The organism is Kitasatospora sp. NPDC023120, assembly GCF_055560835.1.
Map to the genome: position 1 here is coordinate 38,827 of NZ_JBVHHY010000030.1, position 26,082 is coordinate 64,908.

The 26,082-nt window shown below is 74.0% G+C and carries 21 protein-coding genes; 13 read left to right on the top strand and 8 right to left on the bottom strand.

Features of this window, described 5'->3' with window-relative positions; translation table 11 throughout:
- Positions 1–44 precede the first annotated feature (44 nt).
- Both ACZ3TI_RS33670 and ACZ3TI_RS33675 read right to left on the bottom strand, forming a co-directional pair.
- The gene (locus ACZ3TI_RS33670) at positions 45–1,187 is read right to left on the bottom strand and encodes a serine hydrolase domain-containing protein (RefSeq protein ID WP_465733035.1); all 1,143 of its coding nucleotides are present in this window, start codon (positions 1,185–1,187) and stop codon (positions 45–47) included.
- Positions 1,188–1,341: 154 nt separating this feature from the next.
- Complete coding sequence (locus ACZ3TI_RS33675) at positions 1,342–3,132, bottom strand: protein kinase domain-containing protein (protein WP_465733037.1); 1,791 nt, start codon at positions 3,130–3,132, stop codon at positions 1,342–1,344.
- 264 nt (positions 3,133–3,396) lie between these two features.
- On the opposite strand from ACZ3TI_RS33675, the gene ACZ3TI_RS33680 reads away from it, so the two are divergent.
- Together ACZ3TI_RS33680 and ACZ3TI_RS33685 are read left to right on the top strand one after the other, a co-directional pair.
- The gene (locus ACZ3TI_RS33680; protein ID WP_465733039.1) at positions 3,397–7,590 is read left to right on the top strand and encodes a hypothetical protein; all 4,194 of its coding nucleotides are present in this window, start codon (positions 3,397–3,399) and stop codon (positions 7,588–7,590) included.
- 125 nt (positions 7,591–7,715) lie between these two features.
- Positions 7,716–8,141, top strand: a complete 426-nt coding sequence (locus tag ACZ3TI_RS33685; protein ID WP_465733041.1) for a hypothetical protein — start codon at positions 7,716–7,718, stop codon at positions 8,139–8,141.
- A 32-nt stretch (positions 8,142–8,173) separates the two neighbouring features.
- Here the strand turns inward: ACZ3TI_RS33685 and ACZ3TI_RS33690 are convergent, their stop codons facing one another.
- A complete protein-coding gene (locus ACZ3TI_RS33690) occupies positions 8,174–8,494 on the bottom strand; it encodes a zinc ribbon domain-containing protein (RefSeq protein WP_465733043.1) in 321 nt (106 codons plus the stop codon).
- On the opposite strand from ACZ3TI_RS33690, the gene ACZ3TI_RS33695 reads away from it, so the two are divergent.
- The 5 genes from ACZ3TI_RS33695 to ACZ3TI_RS33715 all read left to right on the top strand — a co-directional run bounded on the left by ACZ3TI_RS33695 (position 8,456) and on the right by ACZ3TI_RS33715 (position 12,792).
- Positions 8,456–9,178, top strand: a complete 723-nt coding sequence (locus ACZ3TI_RS33695) for a nucleotide exchange factor GrpE (RefSeq protein ID WP_465733045.1) — start codon at positions 8,456–8,458, stop codon at positions 9,176–9,178. The two genes, ACZ3TI_RS33690 and ACZ3TI_RS33695, sit on opposite strands and share 39 nt — an antisense overlap.
- 31 nt (positions 9,179–9,209) lie before the next feature.
- On the top strand, positions 9,210–11,780 hold the full coding sequence (locus tag ACZ3TI_RS33700; protein WP_465733046.1) for an Hsp70 family protein: 2,571 nt from the start codon (positions 9,210–9,212) through the stop codon (positions 11,778–11,780).
- Entirely contained in the window at positions 11,777–12,094 is a 318-nt protein-coding gene (locus ACZ3TI_RS33705; protein ID WP_465733048.1) for a hypothetical protein, read from the top strand. The genes ACZ3TI_RS33700 and ACZ3TI_RS33705 overlap by 4 nt, the downstream gene beginning before the upstream one ends.
- A gap of 92 nt (positions 12,095–12,186) precedes the next feature.
- Positions 12,187–12,426, top strand: coding sequence for a chaplin (locus tag ACZ3TI_RS33710; RefSeq protein WP_465733050.1), 240 nt, complete (start codon positions 12,187–12,189; stop codon positions 12,424–12,426).
- Between the two features lie 111 nt (positions 12,427–12,537).
- Positions 12,538–12,792: a DUF6059 family protein gene (locus ACZ3TI_RS33715; RefSeq protein ID WP_465733052.1), complete on the top strand. Its 255-nt coding sequence runs from the start codon at positions 12,538–12,540 to the stop codon at positions 12,790–12,792.
- A gap of 49 nt (positions 12,793–12,841) precedes the next feature.
- Here ACZ3TI_RS33715 and ACZ3TI_RS33720 read toward each other — a convergent pair whose 3' ends face one another.
- Both ACZ3TI_RS33720 and ACZ3TI_RS33725 read right to left on the bottom strand, forming a co-directional pair.
- On the bottom strand, positions 12,842–14,167 hold the full coding sequence (locus tag ACZ3TI_RS33720; protein ID WP_465733054.1) for a cation:proton antiporter: 1,326 nt from the start codon (positions 14,165–14,167) through the stop codon (positions 12,842–12,844).
- Positions 14,164–15,408, bottom strand: coding sequence for an FAD-dependent oxidoreductase (locus ACZ3TI_RS33725; protein ID WP_465733056.1), 1,245 nt, complete (start codon positions 15,406–15,408; stop codon positions 14,164–14,166). The genes ACZ3TI_RS33720 and ACZ3TI_RS33725 overlap by 4 nt, the downstream gene beginning before the upstream one ends.
- 296 nt (positions 15,409–15,704) lie before the next feature.
- Here ACZ3TI_RS33725 and ACZ3TI_RS33730 point away from each other — a divergent pair, with 296 nt between their 5' ends.
- From ACZ3TI_RS33730 to asnB, 4 genes are all read left to right on the top strand, one after another.
- On the top strand, positions 15,705–16,985 hold the full coding sequence (locus tag ACZ3TI_RS33730; protein ID WP_465733058.1) for a beta-ketoacyl-[acyl-carrier-protein] synthase family protein: 1,281 nt from the start codon (positions 15,705–15,707) through the stop codon (positions 16,983–16,985).
- Positions 16,982–18,187, top strand: coding sequence for a ketosynthase chain-length factor (locus ACZ3TI_RS33735; RefSeq protein ID WP_465733060.1), 1,206 nt, complete (start codon positions 16,982–16,984; stop codon positions 18,185–18,187). The genes ACZ3TI_RS33730 and ACZ3TI_RS33735 overlap by 4 nt, the downstream gene beginning before the upstream one ends.
- Positions 18,188–18,264: 77 nt before the next feature.
- A complete protein-coding gene (locus ACZ3TI_RS33740; RefSeq protein WP_465733062.1) occupies positions 18,265–18,519 on the top strand; it encodes an acyl carrier protein in 255 nt (84 codons plus the stop codon).
- Between the two features lie 2 nt (positions 18,520–18,521).
- Complete coding sequence (gene asnB, locus ACZ3TI_RS33745; RefSeq protein ID WP_465733064.1) at positions 18,522–20,351, top strand: asparagine synthase (glutamine-hydrolyzing); 1,830 nt, start codon at positions 18,522–18,524, stop codon at positions 20,349–20,351.
- Here the strand turns inward: asnB and ACZ3TI_RS33750 are convergent.
- Entirely contained in the window at positions 20,335–20,832 is a 498-nt protein-coding gene (locus ACZ3TI_RS33750; protein ID WP_465733066.1) for a MarR family winged helix-turn-helix transcriptional regulator, read from the bottom strand. The genes asnB and ACZ3TI_RS33750 overlap by 17 nt on opposite strands.
- 140 nt (positions 20,833–20,972) lie before the next feature.
- On the opposite strand from ACZ3TI_RS33750, the gene tcr3 reads away from it, so the two are divergent.
- Positions 20,973–22,505, top strand: a complete 1,533-nt coding sequence (gene tcr3, locus ACZ3TI_RS33755; protein WP_465733068.1) for a tetracycline efflux MFS transporter Tcr3 — start codon at positions 20,973–20,975, stop codon at positions 22,503–22,505.
- A 195-nt stretch (positions 22,506–22,700) separates the two neighbouring features.
- Positions 22,701–23,276: a flavin reductase CtcQ gene (gene ctcQ / locus ACZ3TI_RS33760; RefSeq protein ID WP_465733070.1), complete on the top strand. Its 576-nt coding sequence runs from the start codon at positions 22,701–22,703 to the stop codon at positions 23,274–23,276.
- Between the two features lie 84 nt (positions 23,277–23,360).
- On the opposite strand, the gene ACZ3TI_RS33765 is transcribed toward ctcQ, so the two are convergent.
- Both ACZ3TI_RS33765 and ACZ3TI_RS33770 read right to left on the bottom strand, forming a co-directional pair.
- A complete protein-coding gene (locus ACZ3TI_RS33765) occupies positions 23,361–25,028 on the bottom strand; it encodes an NAD(P)/FAD-dependent oxidoreductase (protein ID WP_465733072.1) in 1,668 nt (555 codons plus the stop codon).
- A gap of 17 nt (positions 25,029–25,045) precedes the next feature.
- Positions 25,046–26,080 carry a methyltransferase gene (locus ACZ3TI_RS33770; protein WP_465733074.1) on the bottom strand — a complete coding sequence of 345 codons (1,035 nt, stop codon included), beginning with the start codon at positions 26,078–26,080 and terminating at the stop codon, positions 25,046–25,048.
- Positions 26,081–26,082 lie beyond the last annotated feature (2 nt).

Here is a 26,082-nt window from a genome sequence, read left to right on the forward strand (position 1 = left end):
CCCGACCGGCCGTCGCGTCCTCGGCTGTGTCCCCGGTCGAGCCCTCAGCTGTCCGCGAGGCCCAGCGCGGTGCGGATCTCGCCGACCAGCCGGGCGTCGAGGCCACCCGCCGCGGTCATCCGGTTCTTGACGAGAGCGAAGGAGAACCGGTGCGCAGGGTCGGCGAAGGCGGTGCTGCCGCCGGACCCGCTGTGGCCGAAGCCGCCCGGCGGACGCACCGGCGTCGAGGACTCGTCCCCGACCAGGAAGCCGAGGCCCATCGTCCACGGGACGCCCATCATCCGGTCCACCCCGCTCGTTCGGCCGGTGGTCGCCTCCTTCAGGGTCGGTGCGGAGAGCAGCCGCACCCCCGCCGCCTCGCCGCCGCAGGCCAGCACTGCGTACAGCCGGGCGGCCGCGCGCGCGGTCATCACGCCGTTGGCCGGCAGCGCCGTGCGCCGGAAGTCGGCGCGGTTGGCCAGCCCTGCCAGGGGCAGCACGGCGGGCGGGGCGCAGACGAAGAACGGCGCCCCGGCCGGGATCCGCTCCAGCCGCGCCGCCCAGCCGCCGTCGTAGCAGGTGGCCACCCGCGGCAGCAGGCGCTCGGGGACGTGGAAGAGCAGGTCGTCGGCGATCCCGAGCGGGCCGGTCAGCTCCTCCCGCAGCAGTTCTCCGCAGCCCCGGCTGGTGGCGCGACGCAGGATCTCGGAGAGCAGCACGCCGTACGTCCAGGCGTGGTAGCCGACCGCGCTGCCGGGCTCCCAGAGCGGCTCCCGCCCGGCCAGCCAGGCGGCCGTGGCCGGGAGGTCCAGCAGCTGCTCGGGGGTCACGTCCGGCGGCAGCTGCGGCAGCCCGGCGGTGTGGGAGAGCACCTGCCCCAGGGTGATCCGCGCCTTGCCGGCCGCGCCGAACTCCGGCCAGTACGCGGCCACCGGCTCCTCGTACGCCAGCACGCCCCGGTCCACCAGCACCGCCACCAGGGCGGCTGCCACTCCCTTCCCGGTCGACCAGGCCGGGACCAGCGTGTCCGGTCCCATCGGGCGGCCCTCGGCCCGGTCGGCCAGGCCCGCCCAGGCGTCCACCACCACCTCGCCGTCCAGCCACGCGGCCACCTGCACCCCGAGCTCCTCGCCGGAGCCGGTGACCTCGGCCAGGACCGCCTCGACCCGCCGCTGCGCCGGGTTGTCCGGCACCGTTCCGGTTCCCATCCGGGCTGCTCCCCCTGCTGCTGCCCGGACCCCGCGGATACGGGGCCCGCTCGGGGAGTCCAACTCGGCTGATGATCGGAACGATCCCGCTGGCCCCGCCGGGCCCGCTCGGCCCGTACGGCCCGCTCGCCCCACGGGACGCGCAGCCCCCGGCTCAGGGCGCCTCCGGCAGCTCCACCGCCTGCCAGCGGTACGCCGCGTCCTCCTGCCAGACCTGCAGCTCCCCCTCCACCACCGCGGCCAGGCAGAGCCGCCAGTCGTCGCCCATCGCGAGCGCGACCCTGGTGGCCGGGCGCAGCGTGGGCCGCCACCAGCGCGGGCGGCGGGAGGCGCCGCCGGCGGGCAGCCGCAGCCGTACGCCGCCCGCGCCGGCCAGCGCGATGGTCGGGCCGCCGCGGTGGCCCGCCATGGCGATGTCGAGGGAGGGTTCGCCGTCCCCGATCTCGGTGCCGGGCCCCGCGGCGCCGACGGTGTGCAGCTGGACGGAGCCGTCCGGCCGCAGCGTGGCGGCCTGCGGCCCGGCGGAGGTACGGGCCAGCGTCCCGGCGCGGGGGGCGCCGGGCGGCCCGAGCGGGGCGGGCGGTTCGGCGGAACCGGGCCGCCAGCTGAGCACCCGGCCGCCGTGCTCGACCAGGACCAGCCAGCAGCCGGGCCGCTCCTCGACGGCCGCGAGCACCCGGTCGGCGGGGCAGCCGGACAGCTCCTGGCCGGTGAGGGTGAGGCCGGGCGCCCAGCGGTAGGAGCGCAGCGCGCCGCCGACGGCCGTCCAGACGGTCATCTCCCCGGCCGGACCGACCGCCCCGGCCAGCCCGTTGACCCCGCGCGCCGCCTCCCACCAGCCGGCCGCGGTACCCACCCAGAGGGTGTTGCCGCGGTCCTCGGCGCAGACCACCAGCTCGCCCTGGCGCCCGGCCAAGCCGGCCGTCAACTCCCTTACGGCTCCCGGGCCCTGGCCGTTCGGCAGCCGGTTGCCGAAGCGGCCGGGGCCGGCCAGCGCGGTGCCGTCCGCCCCGCCGGTGACCACCAGCGGGCGCCCGGACCGGTCGGGCAGCACGGCCAGGCCCGCGGTGCGGGCCACCGGCCGGTGGGCGCGCAGCAGTTCGCGGCCGCGGCCGACCCACGGGCCGAGCGGGGAGGGGCGGCGCTCCGGGTCACGGGCCAGCGGCTCGCACGCCCAGCGCGCCAACTCCTCGGCGTAGCCCGCCGCGAGGAGCTCGGCGCGGGCCTGCTCCGCGGCGAGCCGGTGGTCGAGCCGGCCGTGGTCGGGCAGCAGCAGGGTGCGGGCGAGGGTGCCGACCGCGAACAGGTCCTTGGCGGTGGTCGGGAAGCCGCCGACCTGCTCGGCCTCCGGCGGGACGTGCCCGGGGGTGAACACCGCGACGGTCAGGGTGTGGTCGAGCGGGGCGAGGAAGGTCAGGTCGATCAGCTTGACCTGGCCCTGGCCGTCCACCAGGACGTTGGCGGGGGAGATGTCGCGGTGCACCCAGCGCTTGCGGTGCAGCTCGTCGACGATCCGGCAGAGCCGGGACAGCACCTCGGCCACCGCCGCCGGACCGCCGCGCTGGGACCGGGCCCAGGTGTGCAGCGGCACGCCCTCGACCCAGGGCGAGATCTGGTAGCCCAGCAGCCCGCCTGAGGGCACCGCCCCGGGCCGGTGCGGGGAGGGGCCGAGCAGGAAGCTGGGTACCACCAGGTCGGTGACGCCCAGCCGGTGCGCGTTGTGCGAGACGTCGTCCCAGCGCCCGAGCCAGCGCCGCACCTCGGACGGGTCGCGCTCCAGCATGATCTTCGCGGCGACCAGCTCCTTGCGCCCGTTGTGGCCGGTCCGGACCGCCCGCCACACCTCGGCCTCGCCGCCCCGGTGGTGGAACTCCAGGAGTTCGTACTGCTCGGGGTCGAACTCCGGCCCGAACCGGAGCCCGGGCACCCAACGCGACTCGGACACACGACCCCCGACGCTTCTGAACCGCTCGACGCTTCTGACCGCTGCTGACGCGCTTGTTCGCGTACTGCTTCCGGTACTGCTTCCGGTACTGCTTCCCGTACTGCCGATGCGCTGCCCAGGATAGTGCGCTTTCCTGTTCGTCTGTCCGATCGAGGGCCTATTCTGATGGCGCCCGAGCAACATCACGACACGACGTCAACTCCTGATCGTCCGGACCGCGTTGATCATGGAGTTGGACGACATCCTGACACAGGGGGACGGTGCATGGCGCTGCTAGCGGTGCTGCTGATCGTGGTGGCACTGGCCGGTGCGGCCGCCGTCGTACTGGCGCGCCGCCGACCGGCCCTGGACGCCCAGGCGGTGGCGAAAGCCCTGGCCGCGGCCGCCGAACGGCTCGCCGCCGGCAAGGCCGCCCAGGCCCGCCGCCGCTACGCCCGCCTGGCGAAGCAACTCGCCGCCGGGCCCGCCGAACTGGGCCCGCAGCGCGGCCTCGCCCTGCTCGGCCAGGCCGAGGCCACCATCCCCACCGGCGACCAGCAGGCCACCCTCGCCCTGCACCGCGAAGCCTTCCCGCTGCTCACCGACCCCGCCCGCCAACTGCCCCGCTGGAGCCTGCGCCGCCTCGCCGAGGAACGGATACAGGCACCGGACGGCGACCTCGGACCGCTGCTCGCCTTCCTCCAGGCCACCGCCGCCGGCACCGAACCCGGCGAGGAGGCCGAGGTCGCCGCCCGCACCCTCGACTGGCTGCAGCGCCGCTGCCGCGAAGGCGCCCCCGGTCAGCGCGAGGAGGCCACCACCCGCGCCCTCGCCGCCCTCCCCGGCCGCGACTGGCCGGTGCTCGCCCGCGCCGCCCTGCTGCGCGACACCGACCGGGCCACCGAGGCCGAAACCCTGCTCGCCACCACCGCCCCCGGCGGCAGCGGCGAACTCTGGTTCCGCTGGGGCGCCCAGCTGTACACGCTGCACCGGGACCAACCCGCCGTCGCCGCCTTCGACGAGGCGCTGCGCCGCGGCCCGGGCGAACCCTCCCCGTGGAGCCGCGGCCCGGCCCTGCGCACCGACTGCCTGCTCTTCCGCGGCCTGGCCCGACAGCGGCTCGGCGCCACCGAAGCCGCCTGGAGCGACCTCGCGGCCGCCGCCGTGGAGACCCCGATCGACCCCCGCCCCCGCTACGCCCTCGGCCGGCTCGCCCTGCTGCTCGGCGCCGACGACCAGGCCCGGGAGCAGTTCACCGCCGCGCTGACCATCCAACCCGCGCACGCCCCGGCCCGGTTCGGCCTCGCCCTGGTCCACGAACGGGCCCAGCGCCCCGCCGAGGCCGCCGCCGACTACCGCGCCGGCCTCGGCCACGCCCCCGACTGGCGCCCCGCCCGGGTCCGGCTCGGCGCCGCCCTGCTCGCCGCCGGCCAGGCCGCCGAGGCCGAACCCCTCCTGCGCGCCCAGTCCGACACCGAACCGGGCACCCGCTGGACCCGGATCGCCGCCTTCCACCACGGCCTCGCCCTCGCCCGCACCGACGACCCGGCCGGCGCCCTCGCCCGCTGGGAGCCGCTGCAGGACGAGGACCTGCGCGAACGCCAGTCCCTGGCCCGCGACCGGCTCGCCCGCACCCACCTCGCCACCGACCCGGGCACCGCCCGCGAGCTCTGGCAGCGCGCCGCCGCCGAGCACCCCGCCGCCCCCGGCTACCGCGCCGCCCTGCGCGAGGCAGCCCTCCGCGAGGCCGCCCACCTGCTGGTCACCGGCCGCGACCGCCCCGAGGCAAGGGAACGCGCCACCGCCGCGCTCGCCCTCGCCGACACCCTGCCCGGCGCCCTCACCCACCGCCAGGCCCGGCTGCGCGCTGCCCTCGCCCTCGCCGAGGGCACCCCCGAGCCGGTCACCACCCTGCTGGACGCCTCCGGCGGCCTGCGCGACCGCTACCACCTGGCCGCCCTCGCCCTGCTGGCCGGCCGCCCGGCCCAGACGATCGCCCTGCTCGGCCCGCCCGACCCGACCGGCGACCCGGCGATCGCCCGACTGCGCGCCCTGCTCGCCGAACGGGCCGGCAACTGGGCCGTCGCGCTGGACTGGTACCGGCACTTCCTGACCGCAGGCTCCGCCGCCGCTCGCGCCATCGATCCCGCTCGCGCCGCCGACCCCGCTCACGCCGCCGACCCCGCTCACGCCGCCGACCCCGCTCGCGCCGTCGGCGACTGCGCGGTCTGCGAGCGGCCCGCCACCGGCACCTGCGGCGGCTGCGGACGCGAGGCCTGCACCGACCACCTGCACACCCCCGACGGCGCCGCCGCGCCCCGCTGCGTCCGCTGCGCCGGCCCCGCGTTGCGCGCCGTCCTGGACTGCGCCCGCCGGGCCGGCACGCCCGAACAGGCCGAACCCGTCCTGGCCGACTGGGCCGCCGCGCTCGGCGACAGCGCCGCCGCCGCACCGGTCCGCCAGGACCTCGCCCTGCTGCGCGCCGAACTCGGCCGCCACGACGAGGCGTTGGCCGACCTGCCGGAGTCCGCCGGCGCCGTCCGCGCCGCCGTCCTGGTCCGCCGGGCCGGCGCCGCCCTCGCCGCCGGCCGGCCCGGACGGGCCGCCGCCGACCTGCGCCAGGCCCTCGCCCTCGTCCCCGACCAGCCACAGGCGGAGGGCACGATGGGGTCGGCCCGGGTCGCCGGACAGACCCTGGTCCTCCTCGCCGAGCACGAGGCGCACCAGCACGCCACCGAGGGCCGCCACCGCGAAGCCTGGGAGGCCTACCGCGAGCTGCTGCTCAAGGACCCGGCCCACCCCCGGCTGCTGCACGCCCTCGGCCTGGCCGGCTACCGCCTCGCCGCCACCGACACCGGTACCGCGGACGAGGAGGTCTGGGCCTGGACGCTCGGCTGCCTCGTCGCCGCCCTGCACCAGCCCGAGCTGTGGGACGAGTCCGCCCGGATCACCGGCCGCACCCCCGAACCGCAGCGGCTGGCCGCCGCCCGCACCGGCCTGATCGACCGCCTCCGGGACGACCTGCGCGCCCTCGACCGGGCCGCCGGCCGCAGCGGTGACGAGGTCACCTCCTGGACGCTGCGCCTCGGCCTGGAGACCCACGCCGCCGACGCCTTCGCCCAGGAGCACGTCCGAATAGACCTGCCCGGCCGCCCGACCCGCCGCCTGACGGCCGGCCCCACGCTCGACCGGCTGCTGCGCGCCGAGCCCGGATCCGCTTGGGCCGAGGCCTTCGAACAGGCCGTCGGCGGGTGGCGGCGGCGCACCGTGGGCCCCGACGCCCCGCCGCTCGTCCGCGCCCTCGCCCTCTTCGGCGAGCTCGGCCCGCAGCGCTACCTCCAGCAACAGGGGCGGCAGGCCGCCGCCGTCGCCGCGCTGGACGCGGTGGCCGAGGACGAACGCGGCGAGGCCTGGCAGGCGCTGCTCGGCGAGTCCCTGGTCAGCCAGGCCCGCGAGCACCACCGCAACCAGGACTGGCGCGAGGCCCTGGACTGCCTCACCCGCGCCCACGCCATCCCCGGCGCCGCGCTGCCCGCCGACGCCGCCGGGATCGCCGCCGAGTCCGGCGTCCGGGCCGCCCGCGCACTGCTCAAGAGCACCGTCGACGACCAGCCCGGGGCGGCCGAGCTGCTGGAGAAGGCGTACGCGCTCGCCCCGGACGACCCCGAGGTACGCGGGGACCTCGGCGCCACCTACGCCCAGTGGGCCCGCAAGATCAACAACGAGGACAAGGACTACTCCCGCGCCCTCGACCTGCTGCAGAAGAGCCTGGACCTCGTCCCCGGCGACCCGACCGCCCGCCACTTCCTGGAGGCCGCCCTCGGCAACCGGGCCGGCCAGCTCAGCCGCCCCGAGGCCTCCGACGCGGAGCTGGAGGAGGCCGCCGACGCCTGGCGGGCGCTGATCGCCCTCAACCCCGACCCGGACCACAAGCTCGGCCTCGCCTTCGTCCTGCGCCACCTCTCCCGCTCCGCCGCCTTCGCCGACGACCCCGTTCGCGCGGTACGGCGGATGGCCGAGGCCCTGGACGCCGACCCGGAATGGCACGGCATCGCCGAACACGAGGCCCCCCGCCGGGTCGCGGTGATGCTCGCCAACCATGTCGTGGACACCATGCAGGACCGGCCGTTCACCGCCCAGGCCGCCATGCTGCGGAAGGCCAAGTCCTACGACGACTCGACCGACATCCGCCGCCTGATGGTCAGCGTCTGGCGCGGCGAGGCCATCGGCGCCTACGAGGGCCGCCGCTACGTCGAGGCGATCCGGCTGCTGGAGGAGGCGCTCGGCCTCTCCACCAGCCCGGAGGACGACGCCAGGCTGCACCGCGAGCTCGGCATCATCTACGGCTCGTACGCGGTCCAGCGCGCCAACGCCCGCCAGCTGCGGGAGGCCCGCGAACTGGCCCGCCAGGCCGTCGAGCACAACCCGGAGGACTCGGAGCTGCGCGCCATGCAACGGCGGATCAACTCGCTCTACTGACGTCAACCGTACGGCAGTTGCCGTCGTCCTTCAGCCGAAGGCCCTGCCGTCGTTCCCAACGCCGTTCCAGCCGTCGTCCAGCCGTCGTCGCCGTTCCAGCCGTCGTGAGGAGAGGACCGCCCGCCATGCCACTGCCCGAACCGTCGCCGTACGAAGTCCTGGGCATCCCGCTCACCGCCGGTGTGCGCGAGATCAACCTCGCCGTCGGACCGGCGACGAAGGCGGGCCGCTACACCCGCCAGCAGATCCAGGAGGCCGCCGCACTGCTGCGGAACCCGGACCGACGGCTGGAGTCGGACCTCCAGCAGCCGCTCCCGCCGGAGCCCGTCGACCAGGCCGCCGAGCTGCTCGCCCCCGCCCTCGCCGAACCGCTGCTGGTGATCGAGCGCCCGCCGCTGCCGCCCGTCCCCGCCCTGCTGGCCCTCCACCGCGCCGAGCTGGCCGCCGACTTCACCGACCCCGCCCCACCCGGCACCGACCCCGAACCCCCCGTCCCCGCCCGCTACGCGGCCGACCTGTCCGTCCTGCCGCAGATCGAGGTTCCCGATTGACCTTCTCCCCGTCCCGAAGGAGGGGATTCCCCTCAGCCTCGCGGCCGAGCCGCTGCGCGTGAGCGCGGCGGTGGGACTACTTCCTGCTTCACCGACGACTGCCCGCCCGGAGTGCTCCGTTGAGGTCTTACACCGTCTCCACAGGCTGCCGCCGCCAGTCCGGCGGCCAGGATGTTGCGTGCCGCGTTCACGTCCCGGTCGTGACGCGCGCCGCAAGCGCACGCCCACTCGCGGATGTTGAGGGGCGGTATGCCCGCTTCACGTGAGTGACCGTCATGCACCACTGATATGTCGTCAGTTTGTGAAGGAGTTCGATGACCGACGCACCGACCGCAAGCCCGCTCGACGGCCACCGGCGACTGGAGATCCCGCCGGGTGTCGAGGACGTCGACCTGGAGCGGAAGTTCGGGCAACTGCTGTTCCGGGCGTCCCTGTTGGGGAACAAGTTGGCGGAGCAGCAGCAGGCGGCCCGGGCCGAGCAGCGCGAACTGCTGGGCATCCTGGTCGAGGTGGACGACGCGCTCGCCGACCTCGGCCTGGACCGTGAGCTGGTGGCGCTCGGGCGGGGCGAGGGCATCGAGGCCACCCGGCGCCGGCTGCTCGGGCGGCTCGCCAAGGCCAAGGTCCGTCCGATGCGGCTGGAGGGCATGACGGCGGACCCGGACCTGGCCGAGATCGTCGGCACCGAGGCCCGCCCGGGGGTGGCGCCGGAGACGGTGGTGCGGACGGTGGTCACCGGGTTCTTCTGGGAGGACGAGGTGCTGCGGCGGGCCCACGTGGTGGTCGCCGCACCGGAGACGGCGCCGGGGTCGGCGCCGGGGGAGGAGCCTGAGTCGGCGCCTGAGTCGGACGCGGACGCAGGGCCCGCGCTGACCTCGGCCCAGGTCGAGGAGGCGCTGCAGGGTCCGGAACCCGAAGGGGCCGCCGAGCCCGAGGCCGCCACCGAGCCCGCCGTCCGCGCCCAACCCAAGGCGACCCCGCCCCGGGCCCGCCGCAAGGCCGCGGCCACGGGCAAGCGGGCCAAGCGCAAGAAGTAGCCAGGACCACGAGGGGCAAGAGGGGAACGACATGTACCGCACACTCGGCATCGACCTGGGCACCACCAACTCGGTGGTCGCCCACCTGCGCCGGGGCGAGCCGGAGATCATCTTCAACCGGCAGAACCAGGAGGCCACGCCCTCCGTGGTCGGCAGCGGCCGCAAGGGCGAGCTGCTGGTGGGCTCCACGGCGCGCGGCCGGATCGCCATCGACGGCGCCAACGTGATCCGCTCGGTCAAGCGCTTCATGGGCCGCAAGTTCAAGGACCCGCAGGTCCAGGCCGCCCTGAAGGAGGTGGACTACAAGGTCACCGCGGGCACCGACGGCGACGTCAACGTCTGGTTCAACGGCCGCTCCTACACCCCGATCGAGATCTCCGCGATCATCCTGCACCGGCTCAAGGAGGACGCCGAGCAGCGCTTCGGCGAGCCCTTCCCCCGGGCGGTCATCACCGTCCCCGCCTACTTCGGCGAGCGGCAGGTCGCGGCCACCCAGGAGGCGGGCCGGATGGCCGGCCTGCACGTGCTGCGCGTCATCAACGAGCCGACCGCCGCCGCGCTCGCGTACGGGATCACCTCCGAGGCGGGCGACGAGGGCAAGACCGTCCTGGTCTACGACCTCGGCGGCGGCACCTTCGACATCTCCATCCTGCTGCTGGTGCCCGGTTCGGTCTCGGTGCTCGGCATCGAGGGCGACAACCTGCTCGGCGGCGACGACTTCGACCGCGCGATCACCACCGCGCTGCTGGAGGACATCCGCGAGGAGTACGGCTCGGACTACCAGCCCGACCTGCGTGACCGCCCGAAGATCGCCTCCACCGCCGAGACCATCAAGATCGAGCTCTCCAACCAGGAGGCCTCCGAGGTCATCCTGCCCGGCCTCGGCGCCGGACAGCTGGTGCTGGAGACGGAGTTCGAGCGGGCCCGCTTCGAGGAGCTGATCGAGGCCCACATCGAGCGCACCATCGAGCTGACCCACAAGGCCATCATGCAGGCCAACCTGACCGTCGGGGACATCGACGAGGTGGTGCTGGTCGGTGGCTCGACCGCGATCCCGCTGGTCGCCCGGCGGCTCGGCGAGGTGTTCGGCCCCCGCCGGATCCGGCGCGGCGTCAACCCGATGCAGTGCGTGGCGCTCGGCGCGGCCGTGCAGTCCGCGCTGGTCGGCGAGGTGGAGTGCCCCGAGTGCCGGGCCCCCGGCGACCTCTCGGCCTCCAACTGCGCCAACTGCGCGACCTCGCTGCTCGGCGGCGCCCGGGTGGCCTGCCCGACCTGCCACATCCCGGTCGGCTCCGAGGCCGCCGACTGCCCCAAGTGCGGGCAGGACATGGGCGGTTCGGGCACCGGAGGCGCCGGTATCCCGAAGCAGGCGCAGGCCACCACCGTGGTGCGCAGCGACAACTGCACGCGCTGCGGGACCCCGGCCGCCCCCGGTGTCACCGCCTGCGAACTGTGCGGCGAGCCGCTCAACTCGGCCGCCCCCGGCATGACCAAGGTGGTCTCCACCGCCGCCGAGGACGTCGGCCTGCGCTGCGCCGCCTGCGGTGTGGTCAACCCGCCGGGCAGCGAGATCTGCACCGGCTGCGGGGAGTTGATGCAGGTCACCAACCCCTTCGACATCACCCCGAAGAACCTCGGCATCGAGCTCAACGACGGGCGTCTCGCCGTCATCATCCCCAAGAACACCAGCTACCCGACGAGTTCGCCGGTCAGCCGGGAGTTCGTGGTGTCCGGCAGCGGCCGGCAGCGGCTGGAGGTCGCGGTCTACGAGGGCGAGCACGAGATCGCCCAGCAGAACGAGCTGATCGGCCACCTCACCCTGCGCCTGCCCGAGGGTCTCGGCGGGCGCACCCCGGTGGAGGTCGCCTTCGGCCTCGACCGTGACCGCACCATCACGCTGTCCGTCCGGATCCAGGGCGGCGCGGAGAAGACCGTCAAGCTGGAGCGGGTCACCCTGGACCCGGAGCTGAAGGTGCAGGTCGAGGAGCAGCAGCGGCAGATCGAGACCTTCACCGACCGCTGGGGCGGTGAGCTGACCGAGGCCGAGATGCGCGAGGCGCAGCGGCTGATGGACGCCCTGGACGACCTGGCGGCCGGCCAGACCCGCGGCCGGTCGGTGGACGAGGCGCTGGAGCGGGCGCAGCGCCAGCTCAAGGCCCAGCGCTGGGTGCGCGGTTCGGAGGCGTACCTGAGCCTGTTCCTGCACTACTGCGAGAAGCACCTCGACCCGAGCGACCTCGACCGGCTCCGCTCCTGCGCCGCCGAGCTGAGGCTGCGCCGCGAGGCGGCCGACTGGGAGGGCGCGATGCGTGCGGCCCAGCGGGCGGACGAGCTGTGCGACTCGCTCGGCCACACCATGCGGATGCTCACCATGTGCAACGTCTACGTGACGCAGAACATGGTCTCGCCCGCCCTCGGCCAGCTGATCATGGCGGAGCTGCGCGGGCTGGACGCCGCGGTGGAGGCGCCCAACATGGAGGAGGTCAACAAGCACATGTCGAACCTGCTGGCCCTGTACGCGCAGGCGCAGCGGGAGCTCGGCAGCGAGCCGGCCCCGGAGTCGCTCGGCCCGGTGCGCCCGGAGGAGGCCGGTCCGCGATGAGCACTGTGCCCTACCGCGAGGTGTCCTGTCCGCTGTGCAGGGTGGCGGCCGACCCGCAGAGCCTGTGCTGCCCCTCCTGCCGGGAGGATCTGTCCGCGCTGTTCCGGCTGCGTTACGCCGGTCGGATCGACTACAACCGGGCGCTGGAGGCCCTGCGGGCGGGGGAGGCGGCCGTCGCGGTCTCCCTGCTGCGCGGCGCGCTGGCGGTGGAGCCGGACCTGGACCCGGCGCGTGAGCTGCTGGAATCACTGAGCGTGGCCGGTTCCGTCGGGCCCGCTCCGGTGGGGCGGGAGGGCGACACGCCCTCCGACTGACCAATTCGGACGCTCCGGACCTGCCGTCGAGTTCCATCGGTGCGAGTGTGATCGTCACACAGATGTTCGCCACCCTCGCAAGGAGTGACGCAATGCGTATTCGCACCACCCTCGCCGCCACCGCGCTCGCCGCCGTGGCCGTCCTGGCCGGTGCCGGCACCGCCAGCGCGGGCAGCGCCACCGCCAACGGTGTCGCCGCCGGCTCGCCGGGCGTCCTGTCCGGGAACCTGATCCAGATCCCGATCAACACCGAGATCAACTTCTGCGGGAACACGATCGGCACCTTCTCGATCCTGAACCCGGCCATCGGGAACACCTGCATCAACGCGTGACCCGGCCGCCGGGGCCGTCCGTCGAAGCCGACGGGCGGCCCCAGTGCCATGTTCCGCGGCCCTCCCGCACCGCTCGAACCGCGCTTCAGGGCCGGCCGCCATGCTCGGCGGATGCGTGAACCGAACGAACGGCGCCTCGACCTGCTGACCATGCTCCTGTGCGGCCTGGCCTCGCTCGGGCAGATGGCCGGCTACGCGGTGCCGCCGCCGGCGCCCGACCGACCCGGGGAACCGGCCGGCCCTCCCGGGGGCGGCCCGGCGCCGGGGCACCCGGAGCGGCTTCGCCCCGACGTCCCGCTCAGCCCGGTCGAACGGCGGCTGAGCCGGCGGCTGCGCCGGGTCGACGGGTGGACGGAGCGGCCCTGAGTGCGCCCAGGCCTGCGGAGTCGGACGGCCGCTCCTGCCCGGTCCGCCGTCAGGAGGGCGTCCTCGAGGCCCGCGCGGGCTCAGGCGACGGATCCGGGAGCGCGGCGGACTCCGCGGAGCGCGCCGCGTGGCGCTCCAGCAGCGGGCCGGTCATCAGCGTCGTGACCAGGGCCATCACCACCATGGCGGTGAACATCCGGGTGTCGATCACCCCGAGCCGGTGACCCACGTTGAGGATGACCAGTTCGGTCAGGCCCCGGGCGTTGAGCAGGATGCCGAGCACCCGTGCCTCGCCCCGGCTCGCGCCGGTGGCCCGGGCGGCGACGACCGCACCGACGAACTTGCCGGCGCAGGCCGCCACCAGCACTGCCGCCACGATGACCAGGCCGCGCAGGCCGAGGCCGGTGAGGTCGACGGCCAGGCCGGTCACGGCGAAGAAGGCCGGCAGCAGCAGGAGACCCGCCCGCTCGATCTGCTCCGGGACGTCGGGCGCGATCGCCTCGATCCGCTCCCGGGGCACCACCGCGCCGAACATGAACGCCCCGAACACCGCATCCAGCCCGATCCTGGCGGTGACCCAGGCGGTGAGCAGGGTGCCGGCGACGAGCACGGCGTGGATCCACGGCTGCGGGAGGGGGCGGCGCCTGCCGGGGGCGAGCACCCGGGAGAGCATGGGGCGGACGACGCCGACCAGCACCAGCGCCACCACTGCCGTGTCGAGCGCCAGCCGCCCGAGCGACCAGAGCCCCTTGGCCTCCACCACCGCCACCACCACGGCCAGCGCGCACCAGGCGAGGAAGTCCTGGAAGGCCGCGCAGGCCAGCGACAGGCTGCCGACCGGGTCGTGCTGCATCCGTCGCTCGGCGATGATCCGGGCGAGCACGGGGAAGGCCGTGATGGACATCGCCGCACCCAGGAACAGGGCCGGGCCGAGCCGCCCGTCGGTGCGCAACTGGCTCTCGTCGAACCAGGGGCAGAGCAGCACCGCGAGCCCGACGCCGAGCGCGAACGGCAGGGCCACCGAGCTGAGCGACACCGCCGTCACCCGCCGCCCGGCCCCGCGCAGGTGGCCGACGTCGAAGCGCAGGCCGACGGTGAACATGAAGAGCACCAGGCCCAGTTGGGACAGCACCCGCAGATAGGACTGGACCTCGGCCGGGAACAGCGCGGCGTCCAGGTGCCCTGGCAGCAGCCCGAGCAGGCTGGGCCCGAGGGCCACCCCGCCGATGATCTCCCCCATCACGACGGGCTGGCGCACCCGGGCGGCGACCCGGCCGCAGACGAAGGCTGCGGCGAGGATGACGGCCAGGGCGAGGAGCACCCCGCCGGCCGTCGTCGACTCGCCGGCTGCGGCGAGCACCGCGCGGCCGCTCATCGGCCGGCCCCCGCGAGCAGGTCGGTGCGCAGCCGGACGGGCGCGGTACCGAAGGCGATCCGGCGCAGCATGGCGCCGTACAGCGGCGTCCTCGACATCAGCGCCGCCGCCCGGGGGCGCACCGTGGAGGAGAGCCGGCCGGTGGAGAGCATCATGCGGCTCTGGACCTGCTGGATCCGGGTGATCCGTTCCACTTCGGGGCGGCGTTCGCGTTCGTACCGGCCGAGGCGGCCGGCGCTCGGGTCGCCGCTGCGGACGGCCTCGACCAGCACCGGGTGGGCCGCCACGGCGTCGCGGATGGCCAGGTTGATCCCCTGGGCGCCGATCGGGCTGTGGGTGTGCGCGCTGTCCCCGATCAGCAGCAGGCCGTCACGCACCCAGCGCTCGGCGCTGCCGGAGAAGACGTCGAGCAGCGAGAGGTCGCCGAATCCGGTGATCTCCTGCCGGATCCGGTCGGCGTACTCCGGGGCGGCATCGACGAGTTGGGCGACGATGTGGTCGATGCCGCGGTCGGCCAGGGTGCGGAAGCCGCCGTGCGGGAGGGTCCAGCCGAGCTGGAGCACGTCGGGCACCGAGCGGTAGCTGAGCACCGGGTTGCCGCCGGCGCGGAAGACCCGGACGTCGCACGGGCGCCGGGTGTCCGTACGGGGCGGTGCGCTCAGCCGGAACCACAGGACGTCCTGGCTGAACAGCTCCTGGCGCCGGTGGCCGATCCCGGCGAGGTCGCGGACCTTGGAGAAGCGGCCGTCCGCGGCGACCACGCAGCGAGCCCGCACCACTTGACCGGGGGAGCCGGCCGTACCGCCCGCGACCACGCCGCGGACGACGCCGTCCTCCTCGACCAGCGCGGTCGCCTTGGCGCCCGCCAACTGGCGGAAGCCGTCGTGGCGTTCACAGGCCGCCAGCAGTTCGGTCAGCAGGTGGCGCTGGGGCAGGCTCAGCAGGCAGTTGTACGGGCCGGGGAGGCGCCGGTAGTCGCCGTTGATGAGGACGCGTCCGTGCTCCTCCAGCAGGAAGCGGTCGTGCTCGACGGCGCCGTGCTCCCGGGCCGGGCCGAGCACGCCCAGCTCGTCCAGCAGGGCCTGTCCGCCGGGTTGGAGGATCTCCCCGCGGTAGGCGCGGTCCAGGGAGCGGCTGCGCTCCAGCACGGTGACCCGTAGGCCGGAGCGGACCAGCAGCAGGGCGAGGGTCAGCCCGGCCGGGCCGCCGCCGACCACGCAGATGTCGGTGTCGATGTCCATGCGGCCAGACGCTAGGCCGCGCCCTTCGACGCCGGTTCGCGTCGCCTACCCATCGCCTTTTCATCGCCTTCCCTCCGTGGCGCGTACCGCGGCGCGCACCGGCTTCGCGCCGCGGCGCGGACGGCGGCGCCGGGAGCTGGTGGACGGCGGCTCGAAGGCGCCGCGAACGCTTGCCAGGACGATCTGATCCAGCTCGAGTCCCCGCCCGCCCGACCCCGCGGGCGGGGCGGACGGAGCGACAGGAGGACAGGGCATGCCGACGGACACGTACCGGGAGACCGACAGGGGGAGCTGTGGTGGGAGTTGACGACGGCCGCCGGCGGGTGGTGGTCACCGGGATCGGCGTGGTGGCACCGGGCGAGGCGGGTACCAAGGCGTTCTGGGAGCTGCTGACGGCCGGCCGGACCGCGACCCGGACGATCTCGACCTTCGACCCGTCGCCGTTCCGGTCCAGGGTCGCCGCCGAGTGCGACTTCGACCCGAAGGCGGCCGGCCTGACGCAGCGGCAGATCCGCCAGTGGGACCGCACCGCGCAGTTCGCGGTGGTCGCCGCGCGCGAGGCGCTGGCCGACTCGGGGGTGTCGGGCGTCAACGACCCCGTCCGCACCGGAGTGATGGCCGGCACGGCCTGCGGGATGACGATCAGCCTGGACCGCGAGTTCGCCGTGGTGAGCGACGAGGGCCGCAAACGGCTGGTCGACGACGCGCACGGCGTCCCGTACCTCTACGACTACTTCGTCCCGTCCTCGATGGCCACCGAACTGGCGTGGCTGGTCGAGGCGGAGGGCCCGGTGGGCGTGGTGTCGACCGGGTGCACCTCGGGGATCGACGTGATCGCGCACGCCTGCGACCTGATCCGCGACGACGCGGCCGACGTGATGCTGGCCGGCGCCTCGGACGCGGCGATCTCCCCGATCACGGTGGCCTGCTTCGACGCGATCAAGGCGACCACCCCGCGCAACGACGAGCCCGAGAGCGCCTCGCGCCCCTTCGACCTGACCCGCAACGGCTTCGCCCTCGGCGAGGGCGCGGCGATGTTCGTGCTGGAGGAGCGGGAGCACGCGATCCGGCGCGGCGCGCACATCTACGCCGAAGTCACCGGCTACGCCGGACGCTGCAACTCCTACAGCATGACCGGGCTGCGGGTGGACGGGAACGAGATGGCCGAGGCGATCCGGGTCGCGCTCGACCGCAGCCGGATGAACCCCGAGGATATCGGCTACGTCAACGCGCACGGCTCGGCGACCAAGCAGAACGACCGCCACGAGACCGCCGCGTTCAAGCAGAGCCTGGGCGACCACGCCTACCGGGTGCCGGTCAGCTCGATCAAGTCGATGATCGGGCACTCGCTGGGCGCCGTCTGCGCCCTGGAGTTCGCCGCCAGTGCGCTGGCGATCGAGCACTCGGTGGTGCCGCCCACGGCCAACCTGCACGTGCCCGACCCCGAGTGCGACCTCGACTACGTGCCGCTGGTGGCACGGGAGCAGCGGGTGCGCACGGTGCTCAGCGTGGCGAGCGGCTTCGGCGGCTTCCAGAGCGCGATCGTGCTGGCCGAGCCGGAGTGGAGCAGGGCATGAGCGACGTCGTGGTGACCGGGCTCGGCGTGGTGGCGCCGAACGGCTGGGGCGTGGCGGAGTACTGGGAGGCCACCCTGGCGGGCCGGTCCGGCCTGGCACCGCTGAGCCGCTTCGACTCCAGCGGATACCGGGCGCACGTGGCCGGGGAGGTGAACTTCACGCCCGAGGAGCACCTGCCGGGCCGGCTGCTGCCGCAGACCGACCACATGACCCGGCTGGCCCTGGTGGCGGCGGAGGAGGCGCTCTCCGACGCGGGGGCGGACCCGACGACGATGCCGGACTTCTCCGCCGGCGTGGTGACCGCCGCCTCGGCCGGCGGTTTCGAGTTCGGCCAGAAGGAACTCCAGGCGCTGTGGAGCAAGGGGCCGGCCTACGTCAGCGCCTACCAGTCCTTCGCCTGGTTCTACCCGGTGAACACCGGACAGATCTCGATCCGGCACGGCATGCGCGGCCCCGGTTCGGCCCTGGTGGCCGAGCAGGCCGGCGGGCTGGACGCGCTGGCCAAGGCCCGTCGGCACGTCCGCGAGGGCACCGCGCTGATGCTGGCCGGCGCGGTGGACGGCTCGCTCTGCCCCTGGTCCTGGCTCTGCCTCACCCGCAGCGGCACGATCAGTCCCCAGCGGGATCCGCACCGGGCCTTCCTGCCCTTCGACGTCGACGCCTCCGGCGGGGTGCCGGGCGAGGGCGGCGCACTGCTCGTGCTGGAGAGCCCGGAACGGGCCGCCGAGCGCGGGCAGCACCGCCACTACGGGCGGATCGCCGGCTACGCGGCCACCTTCGACCCCCGCCCCGGCTCGGGACGCCCGCCCGGGCTGCGCCGGGCGATCGACACGGCGCTCGCCGACGCCGGGCTCGGCCCGTCCGACGTCGACGTGGTCTTCGCCGACGCCAGCGGCGTGGCCGAGCAGGACCGCGCCGAGGCCGAGGTGCTGAGCGCGGTGTTCGGGCCGCGCAAAGTGCCGGTGACGGCGCCCAAGACGATGACGGGCCGGCTGCTGGCCGGCGGCGCCCCGCTGGACGTCGCGGCCGCGCTGCTCTCGATGCGGGACGGGGTGATCCCGCCGTCCGTGCACATCGGCCGGCCGGCCCACCCGGACCTCGACCTGGTGCGGGACCGGCCGAGGCCGGCCCGGCTGGGCAGTGCGCTGGTCCTCGCCCGCGGCCACGGCGGCTTCAACAGCGCGCTCGTGCTGACCCGTTGACCGGGCGGTCGAGCCGCCCCGCCGCCCCCGGCTGATCCGCCCTACGACGAAACAACCCACCGACGTGAGGAAACCCCATGGCTGAGTTCACCCTTGACGACCTGATCGCCGTGCTGAAGGAGGCGGCCGGAGCCGATGAGGCCATCGCCCTCGACGACATCCTGGACGTCCCCTTCGACGACCTCGGCTACGACTCGCTCGCCCTGTTCAACACCCTCAACACGATCGAGCGCGAGCGAGGCATCGCCCTGCCCGACGAGACCGTGGTCGAGGCCACCACCCCGCGGCTGCTCCTGGACGCGGTCAACCTCGGCCTCGCCAAGGCCGGCTGAGCATGTGCGGAATCGTGGGGGTGGTCGACTACGACGCCCCGCCCGAACAGCGCCGGGAGCTGCTGCAGGCGATGACCGACACGATGGCCTGCCGGGGGCCGGACGCCGAGGGGCTCTGGTTCGCACCCGCGGTCGGCCTCGGCCACCGCCGCCTCTCGGTGATCGACCCGGAGCACGGCCGGCAGCCGATGACCGCGGAGCACGAGGGCCGCGCCGCGGCGGTCACCTTCAGCGGCGAGATCTACAACTTCCGTGAGCTGCGTGCCGAACTCACCTCGCACGGACACCGGTTCAGGACCTCCTGCGACACCGAGGTCGTCCTGCGCGGCTACCTCCAATGGGGCGCCGCGCTGGTCGAGCGGCTGAACGGGATGTTCGCCTTCGCCATCTGGGACGAGTGGAGCGAGGAGCTGCTGCTGGTCCGCGACCGCATGGGCGTCAAGCCGCTCTACTACTGGCCGACCTCCGCCGGTGTGCGCTTCGGCTCGGAGCCGAAGGCCGTCCTGGCCGATCGCACGCTGCCCCGCCGGGTCGGCCCGGACGGGCTGTGCGAGGTGCTGGACATGGTGAAGACGCCCGAGGCGGCCGTCTTCTCCGGACTGCACGAGGTCCGCCCGGGCCAGCTCGTCCGGGTGGGGCGCGGCGGGGTGCGCCGCCGGACGTACTGGCAGCTGGAGGCGCGCGAGCACACCGACGACCTGCTGACGACCATCGGCACCGTCCGTGACCTGCTCACCGACACCGTCACCCGTCAGCTGGTCTCGGACGTGCCGCTGGGCACGCTGCTCTCCGGCGGCCTGGACTCGTCGGCCGTGACCGCGCTGGCCGCCCGGAGCGGGCCGGTGCGCTCCTTCTCGGTGGACTTCCGGGGCGCGGCCGACGCCTTCGCCTCGGACGCCGTCCGGCGGGAGACGGACGCGCCGTACGTGCGCGAGCTGGCCCGGCACGTGGGAGCGGACCACCTGGAGGTGCTGCTGGACAGCCCCGGCCTGTCGGACCCGGCGGTGCGTTCCGCGGTGCTGCGCGCCACCGACCTGCCGCCCGCGTACTGGGGCGACATGTGGCCCTCGCTCTACCTGTTCTTCCGCGCGGTGCGGGAGAACGTGACGGTGGCCCTGTCCGGCGAGGCCGCGGACGAACTCTTCGGCGGCTACCGGTGGTTCCGCAACCCGCTGGCTCTGCGGGCAGCCACCTTCCCGTGGCTCACCTCGGGCTCGGCGCGCTACTTCGGCGGCAGCTCGCTGTTCCAGCCGGGCCTGCTCGACAAGCTCGACCTGGACGGCTACCGGGCCGCCCGGTACGCCGAGGCGCTCGCCGAAGTCCCGGTCCTGCCGGGCGAGTCGGCGCCCGAGCGGCGGATGCGCGAGATCGGCCACCTGAACCTGACCCGCTTCGTGCAGACCCTGCTCGACCGGAAGGACCGGATGAGCATGGCGGTCGGCCTCGAGGTGCGGGTGCCGTTCTGCGACCACCGCCTGGTCGAGTACGTCTTCAACGTGCCGTGGGAGATGAAGAGTTTCGACGGCCGGGAGAAGAGCCTGCTGCGCGCGGCGGTGGCCGACCTGCTGCCGCGCTCGGTGGTTGAGCGGGTGAAGACCCCGTACCCGGCGACCCAGGACCCGGGGTACGAGAGTGCGCTGCGGGCCGAACTGGCCCGGGTGCTCGGCGATCCGGAGGCCCCCGTGCTGCCGCTGCTGGACCGCGAGCGGGCCCGGGCCGCGGCCGGCCGCTCGACCGGGGCGGTGAGCCGGCCCTACGACCGGGGCAGCCTGGAGCTGGTGCTGTGGCTCAACTCCTGGCTCGCCGAGTACGAGGTCACGCTGGACCTGTGACGCCGGCGGCGTCCGCGCCGCCGCCGGCCGCCGGGGGCAGCCCCTCGGCCAGGACGGTCCGAAGGCCACGCAGCAGCCGCAGCGTGGCCTTCAGGTCGTCCGGATCCAGGCCGCGGGCGAGGTGTTCCATCCACAGCCGTTCGGCGGGCTCGATCCGGGCGAGGGCGGCGGTACCCTCGGCGGTCAGCGAGACCAGCGGGGCCCGCCGGTCGGCCGGGTTGGGGGAGGTGCTGACCAGGCCCTCCTCGACCAGTTTCACCACGGTCTGCTGGACGGCCTGGCGGCGCAGGCCGCGCTCGCGCGCCAGGTGCGCGGCGCTCTGCGGCCCTTCGGCCAGCAGGCCGAGGACCTGCCACCGCGCGGAGGTGAGCCCGAAGCGGGCGGACAACGCGTCGCCGGCGCGCAGCAGTGCTCCGTTGACGGCGAACAGTTCCGTGGTGATGTCGCTCAAGGTCTCGGCCATGGGGGAGAGGTCGGTCATGGGGGCAGCCTAATCGCCGCCGTTCCGTTGCCAGCCTAGCCGCCGCCGGGCAGGGATTTCGGCAAGAACTTGTCATTCTGCTCCGGCAGCCACTACTGTCATTTCGACAAGACCTTGTCGATTTCGTGGGAGAAAAGGGAATGGCAAACGCCGCCTCGCAGACCGACGAGGCCGTCGCGGACCAGGCCGGCGGCCCCGCCGGCTTCACTCACCGCCAGATCACCACCGCCCTGTCCGGGCTCCTGCTGGCCGTGCTGCTCGCCGCACTCGACCAGACCATCGTGTCCACCGCGCTGCGCACGATCGGCGACCAACTGCACGGCCAGACCGTCCAGGCCTGGGTGATCACCGGCTACCTGGTCAGCTCCACGATCGCGATGCCGTTCTACGGCAAGCTGTCCGACATCTACGGCCGCAAGCCGCTCTACCTGGCGGCGATCGTGGTCTTCATCGTCGGCTCGGCGGCCTGCGCGATGGCGAACTCGATGGAGACGCTGGCGATCGCACGCGTCGTCCAGGGCTTCGGCGGCGCCGGGCTGATGTCACTGCCCACGGCCGTCATCGCCGACCTCGCGCCGGTGCGTGAGCGCGGGCGCTACTTCTCCTACCTGATGATGGCCTGGGTGGCGGCCAGTGTGCTCGGCCCGCTGGTCGGCGGCCTGTTCGCGGGCGCAGGCGAGATCCTCGGGGTGACCGGCTGGCGCTGGGCGTTCCTGATCAACGTGCCGCTCGGCCTGGTGGCGCTGCTGAGCGTGCGCAAGGCGCTCAACCTGCCGCACCAGCGGGTGGACCACCCGATCGACTTCCGGGGCGCGATCACCCTGGCGCTCTGCCTGGTGCCGTTGCTGATCGTGGCGGAGGAGGGCCTCGACTGGGGCTGGGGGTCGGCGCGTTCGCTGGCGCTGTTCGCCCTCGCACTGATCGGGCTGGTGCTCTTCGTGCTGGCCGAGCGGGCCCGCGGGCTGGAGGCGATGGTCCCGCTGCGGCTGTTCCGGCGCGGTGGCATCACCATGGCCACCGCCGTCAACTTCACCATCGGGGTCGGCATCTTCGGTACGGTCTCCACGCTGCCGCTGTTCCTGCAGTTGGTACAGGGGCGCAGCGCCACCGTCGCCGGGCTGGTGATCATCCCGGTGATGACCGGGGCGATCGTCTCCCAGACGATCTGCGCGAAGATCATCAAGAAGTGGAACCGCTACAAGAAGTCCGCGATCGTGGGCCTCGGCTCGATGGCCGGAGCGCTGGTGTCGCTCTCCGCCACCGGCGCGGACACCCCGCTCGCGGTGATCGTGGTGATCGCGGCCTGGCTGGGCTTCGGCATCGGCCTCTCCCAGACCGTGATCACCCTGGCCATCCAGAGCTCGGCGCCCAAGTCCGAGCTGGGTGTGGCCAACGCCGCCTCCGGCCTGTTCCGCCAGCTCGGCGGCACGAGCGGCGCCGCCGTCTTCATGTCGGTGCTGTTCGGCGTCGCCGCCGGCAAGCTCGACGGGGCCGACCCGGACCAGGCCGTGCGCCAGGCGCTCTCCGACCCGGACTCCACCGGCGGGCTGAGCCCCTCGGCGGTCGACGCCTTCGCCTCGGGCTTCGACACCATGTTCCTGGTCGGCGGCCTGATCCTGGCGGTGGGCTTCCTGCTCACCTTCCCGCTGCGGGAGCTGCGCGACGAGGAGTGAGCGCGCGCACCCGCACCCCCCGAACCCGCGTACCCCCGGTCACCCCCGTGCCGGGGGTACGCGCCTGTCCGCTCCCGGTTCCACGTCCGTTTCCGCTCCCTCTTTCCGCTCCCGGGCGGCCCGACGGCGGCCCGGTGCCGGCTCGAAGGCACCCCGCGAGCATGGGGGCACCGACCCGCCGAGAGTGGAGGACCGATGCCCCCCGAACCCCTGCCCCTGCCGCTGGACCTGGCCCCCGGCCTGGTGGACGGCAGCACCTTCCTGTCCATCATGGGCGCCCTGCCCACCGGAGTCACCGTGGTGACCACCCTGGGCCCGGACGGGGAACCGTACGGGCTGACCTGCTCGGCCGCCTGCAGCGTCTCCAAGACCCCGCCCCTGCTGTTGGTCTGCATCAACCGTGACAGCCGGGTGCTGAAGGCCCTCCTGGAGCGCGGCGAGTTCGCCGTCAACATGCTGCGCGGCGGCGGGGAGTCCACCTCCGCGCGCTTCGCCTCGGCCATGGACGACCGCTTCCGGGACGTCCGGTGGGAGCCGGGAAGTGCCGGCGGCCTTCCGGTCATGCCGGCCGACGTCGTCGCGCACGCCGAGTGCCGGGTCGCCGCGGCCCTCGACGCGGGCGACCACACCATCGTGATCGGCGCCGTGGTGGCCGGCGGCCCGCGGCCCGAGGTGCCCAGCCCGCTGATGTACTGGCGCCGTTCCTACGCCCGCTGGCCGGTCGAGGAGGATCCGCGGACGGCCGCCCTGACCCTCGCGGCCGAGGGCTGAGCCCGTCCGCACGCCGGAAACGGCGGGGGCCGCGCCCGGGGGGAAGTGCTCCCCGGACGCGGCCCTCGCCGTTTCCCCGTCGTGTTACGGCTTGACCCGCATCGCCGCCCTGACCTCCTCGGCACTGGCGGCCAGCAGCTCGCGGATCTCGGGCCGGTGGTGGCCGGTGGCCCACTCCGCGATCCGGATCATCTTGTCCGCCGTCGGGTTGATGTGGTGGGTGTCGGGGTCGTTGAAGCCCAGGGCCGGCAGCATCCAGTCCGACTCGCGGACCCGCTGCTCCAGCACCGCCGCGGCCTCCTCGGCCGTGGTGCGCCCCGCGTCCACGGCCTCGCACAGCTCGGTGAGCTCGTCGAACGCCTCCTTGTAGAAGTCCAGCGGACACCACAGGCCCGGGTACGGGTTGTCGTCCAGCGCCTGGCAGTGGCTGTCGTCGCCGGTCTCCTTGGTCTTGGTCAGCGCGTTGAGGATGCGCTTGCCGCCGATCACGCTGGCCGAGGCCCAGATCCGGAAGACCGAGTTCCACAGCGGGTAGTGCGAGAAGGAGATGAAGGAGTTGTTGACCAGCTTGTCGTTCCAGTCCAGCAGGCCCTGCTCCAGCTCCTCCACGTAGGCGAAGCGCTCGACCGCGAAGTCGTCCTCGCGCAACGCGGCCATCAGCCGCCAGGACAGCGCGTTGATGATCTCGCAGGTGTTGGACAGGCCGCGGGAGAACAGCGGGTCGATGAAGCCGGCCGCGTGCGACATCAGGCACCAGCGCTCGCCGACCGTCCGGCTGGAGGAGTACTGCATGCGGTCCGTCCGCACCCACTCGCGCACACTGCGGGCACCCTTCAACTGCCGCTGCACCGCCGGGAAGCGGTCCACGTGGGACCAGAACTCCTCCTCGGGCGTCAGATCCGGCCGGGCGGGGTAGCGGCGCTCGTCGAGCTGGATGCCCACGCTGCACAGCGGGTTGGTGGCCCCCGGGTGGTTGTTGAACGGAATGATCCACATCCAGCCGCGCTCGAAGATGTGGTGCATCGTCCCGTCGTTCCACGGCACCGGCGGGCGCAGCTCGGCCGGCGTGTCCACGTGGTCGTCGATCGCGTCCACGCCGATCATGTGGGTGAAGATCGAGCGGGCGTGGTGCTTGAGCCGGCTCGGCTCCTCCCTCAGCCCCAACTGCCGGGCCAGCGGCGAGCGGAAGCCACTGGCGTCGACCAGGTAGCGGGCCCGGACGGTGCTGCCGTCCGCGCCGGAGACGGTCACCCCGGCGTCGTCGAACTCGATGTTCTCCACCCGGTAGTACTGCCGCGCGTCACAGCCGTAGCCCACCGCGGCGTGGAACATGTAGGCGTCGGTGTCCTGGCGGAAGAAGTGGGCCGCGTTGCCGACGATCGCGGGGATGCGGAACTGGCTGGTCTCGTGCGGGTCCGGCTCCTCGCCGTCCTGGTGGAACATGAAGCCGAAGTTGCTCTTCTGTCCGTGCGCGCTGCTGACGTGGGCGAGGACGTCCTGGAAACTCGCCAGGTTGGCGATCTCCGGCACGCCGTACCGGTCCGAGATCAGGCGCAGGACCACCAGCGTCTGCCCGATGGTGGACTCGCCGACGGCGAACCGGGGGTGGTGGGCGCCGTCCAGCAGCATGATCCGGAAGCCGTGCTTGGCGAGGATCGAACCGAGCATGGTGCCCGACAGGCCACTGCCGATGATGACGACGTCGTACGGCTGGTCGCTGTGCTGCGCCGCTGCCGCGGTCTGGTCGGTCATGGGGAACTCCCTTCCTCTCAGGCGGACTTGACGCCGATGGCGAAGTGGTCGCGGGTGATGGTGTCGGAGGCGGCGATCCGGTCGACGGTGAAGCCGGCCTCCTCCAGGTAGCCGCGGGCCTCCTGCAGCGAGTAGGCCCCGGCCTCGTCCCGGATCATGGTGTGGTTGATCCGCTGCAGCAGGACCTCCGGGTCGCGCTCCGCCGGGTCGATCATGGCGTCGTACAGCACCACCAGGCCGCCCGGGCGTACCGCCTTGTGGGCGCGGCGCAGCAACTCCTTGCGGTCCTCGACCGGCCAGTCCGGCAGGACGTGGCCGAAGATCACCACGTCCGCCCCCGGCAGGTCGGTGGCGAAGAAGTCACCGCCGTGGAAGTCCACCCGGTCGGCGGTCCCGGCCGAGGCCACCAGCTCCTCGAACAGCGGGCGCAGCGCCGGCAGGTCGAAGACCCCGCCGCGCAGGTGCGGGTGGGCGGTGGCGATCCGGGAGGCGACGTTGCCGCGCCCGCCGCCGACGTCCACGAAGGAGGTGTACCGGCTCCAGTCGATCCTGCGCGCCAACTCGTCGGCCGTGAAGCCGTTGTGGGCGTCCATGTGCAGCATGATCTGCCGGGCGCGGTCGAGGTCCTCGTACTGCTTGGGGTAGGCCAGCTGGCCCTGCGCGGCCACGGCCGACTTGGCCTTGCCGTCGCGCAGCGCGTCGGTCAGCTGCGCCCAGGCGTGGTAGTGCAGCCGGGCGTGCTGGCGGGCGGTGCCGCCCAGGTAGGTGGGGCCGGGGAGCAGGAACTCCCGGGCGAGCGCGGAGGTCCGGTAGCCGCCGTCCTGCTCGTCCAGCAGGTCGAGACCGACCAGGGCGTCCAGGAAGTCCTTGAACAGCCGGTGCTGGACGCCCAGTTCGGCGCGGATCTGCGCGAGGTCGGCGGAGCGCTCGGCGAGCAGCTCGAAGAGGCCGAGCTCGACGGCGCTCTGCAGCGCCTTCGCCTGGAAGTAGGCGGTGTTGAGGGCGACGATCCGGCGCGCGCGGGCGGCGGCGCTGTCGGTGGACGAGGTCATCG